2 protein-coding genes are annotated in these 2,764 nt (G+C 71.1%); both read left to right on the forward strand.

Going from position 1 to position 2,764, the window contains the following annotated elements; all coding sequences use genetic code 11:
- The first annotated feature begins 404 nt into the window (after positions 1-404).
- On the forward strand, positions 405-953 hold the full coding sequence (locus AH6_RS40960) for a DUF11 domain-containing protein (RefSeq protein ID WP_067491673.1): 549 nt from the start codon (positions 405-407) through the stop codon (positions 951-953).
- Positions 954-1,033: 80 nt separating this feature from the next.
- Positions 1,034-2,359, forward strand: coding sequence for a sensor histidine kinase (locus AH6_RS40965; RefSeq protein ID WP_245679704.1), 1,326 nt, complete (start codon positions 1,034-1,036; stop codon positions 2,357-2,359).
- Positions 2,360-2,764: the final 405 nt, after the last annotated feature.

Raw genomic sequence — 2,764 nt, forward strand, 5'->3', positions numbered from 1 at the left:
TGACACGCGGGCACGGCAGCGCACAGCACAGCCGCAGCAAGTGTGATCAAGGAGAGGTTCCCCGGGGCCGGCCGCCGCTCAGGGCGTCCTGCATCCCTCTGGGGACAAGGAGAGAAGGTATGCCCTCCGCACGCCTACGTCAAACCAGCGAGCCGAAGTCCTTTCATCCCGTGCTCACCATGCCGACAGCTCCTCGTTTCCTCCCCAGCCACGCCGCCCAGCTCGTCCACTCGGACCATCCGTCTGCTCGGGTCTCCTGCGGCTTCCACCGTCCGCAATGACGATCTCTTGCCGGGCCGGGCAGGTCGGATTTACCCGGCCACGGGAAGCAATGCCACGCAATGCCTCTGTCTCCTCGTTGGCACCGGCGCTGGGCCGGTGTGGAACCGGCAAGGTGGTCGCCTGTGCGTCGTCCGCGCGTCTCGTTGCTCAGTCTGGTCGTGGCTCTTGGCAGTGCGGCCGTCCTACCTGCCGGAACGGCCCTACCTGCCAGGGCGGCCCCCGCTGCCAGCGCCAGCACAAGCGCCGCCGGCGGAAGCGGAGCAAGAGGCGGCAAGCCCGTCGCGGACGTCCGGCTGTTCGTCGCCGGGCCCGCCACCGTCCGCCAGGGCAAACGTCTCGTCTACGCGATCCGCGTCGTCAACCGGGGGCCCAAGGCCGCGCGGCAGGTCGTCGTCGGGGCCAAGCTTCCCGCGCACCTCTCCGCATCCGTTATCGCGCGCCGCCCCGGACACGGACGTTGCAGCAGCACGAGCCAGGACCAGAAGGGCGTCTGCGTCTTCAAGCGGATCAAGGCCGGCGGCACCCGCCTGGTCGTCATCTCCGCCAAGGTCGGCACGTCAGTCCAGGAGGGGAAGGTGCTGCGCGTCAAGCTCTACGCGGTGCCGTCGGCGAACCGGCATCCCCGTGCGAGCGATGACAGCCGGGTCATGCGCACCCGCGTCGTGCGCTGACGGGCGGGGGCACCCTGCCGGGGCGTGAGGGGACGGCCGGGCTCCGGCGCCGGTTGAGGGCGCCGGAGCCCCGCATCCGCGTGCGCATCACCGTTCAGTCGGTGATCCTCACCCTGCTGCTCACCACCGCGGTGTACCTGCTCATCATGACCTTCGTGCAGCGGTCGGCGAGCAACGAGCTGACCAAGCGGCTGGCGCGCGAGGGACGCCACATCGTCACGTCGATCCGGCTCGGGCAGCTCACTCCCGTGCTGGTCACCAGCGAGGACGTCCAGGCGCAGATCATCGGGGCTGACGGGCGCGTGATCGCCTACACCCCGCGGATGTGGAGGCGTCCGCCGGTCGCCTTCGGCAGGCCCGGACCGGACGACGACCGGTTGGACGGGCGCAGCTGCCACATCGACGCGCCCGGCGGCCCGTGTTTCCAGGTGGTCGCCTTCCGGGTCGAGCGGGAGGTCGGGCCGAGCACGATCTACACCCTCGCTCCGGCGGTGGGCCTGGTGCCCCGGCCCGACCTCGCGATCCTGTTCGCGGCGGGCATCCCCGCGCTCACCCTGCTGGTCGGCTACTGGACCTGGTGGTCGGTGGGCCGGGGGCTGCGGCCGGTGGAAGCGATCCGGCGGGACATGGACGAGATCACCGCCACCGATCTGGAGCGGCGGGTGCCCGTCCCGGACGAGCACAACGAGGTCCACGACCTGGCCCGCAGTGTCAACGCCACCCTGGACCGGCTGGAGGAGGCCATCGCCAAGCAGCGGGCCTTCGTCCTGGACGTCTCGCACGAGCTTCGCAGTCCGCTGACCGGGTTGCGGACCGAGCTGGAGCTCGCCCTGTCCGACCCTGACGACGCGGGGGTGCGCGAGACGCTGGCCGCGATGCTGAAGAACATCGATCGCTTGCAGGCGGTCGTGGACGACCTGCTGGCGCTGGCCCGGCTGGACGCCGCCCAGTACGAGCACACCGAGACCGTCGACCTGCACGAGCTGGCCGACCAGGAGGTGCTGCGGCGACCGCGCCGCAGCAGGGTGCGGGTCGAGGCCGACGGGCCAGTGCGCGTGGAGGGCGGGCGGACGGCGCTGGCCCGAGCCCTCACCAACCTCATCGACAACGCCGACCGGCACGCCGAGTCGAACGTGCTGGTGCGGGTCGCGCAGGAGGACGGCGACGCGACCGTGGAGGTGGTGGACGACGGCACGGGCGTCCTACCAGAGGACCGGGAGCGCATCTTCGAGCGGTTCGCGCGCCTGTCCGACGGGCGGCACCGGGATGCGGGCGGCACTGGGCTGGGCCTCGCCATCGCCCGCGAGATCTCCACCCAACACCGCGGTTCGCTCACCATCACCGACCGCGGCGACGGCGAGCCTGGCGCTCGATTCGTGCTGCGGCTTCCCCTCCGGCGGGGTTAAGGGCCTGTGTGGGAAACCTGCGCGGGGTGGGTTGGGGGTGCCTGTACACCCCGTGCGGGGCGGGGTTGGCCATCGGGTGGCGGGCGCGGGGTTGAGGTAGGTGGTCGGGGGGCCGAAAATCGGCGCGGGCTAGGGGTGCTGGGCTCCTATAGCAACTCTGCGCGAGCTGGGGTTGTTGGTCGGGTGCGGGGCGCGGGGCTGGGGTGGGTGCTCGGGTGCGGAAAACCTGCACGGGCTAGAGTCGCTGGGCTCCTGTATCAACCCCCTGCGGGCTGGAGTTGCTGGTCGGGTGCGGGAAACCCGCGCGGGGCTGGACTGGGTGGTCTGGTGTAGACCCCCACAGACTGAGTCGGTGCAGATCTGCGGCGAAAGCGGCTGTGTTTCCTGGGGGGACGTCCCCCCAGA

Origin of the sequence: Actinomadura hibisca NBRC 15177 (assembly GCF_001552635.1) — a bacterium.
GTDB lineage: Bacteria > Actinomycetota > Actinomycetes > Streptosporangiales > Streptosporangiaceae > Spirillospora > Spirillospora hibisca.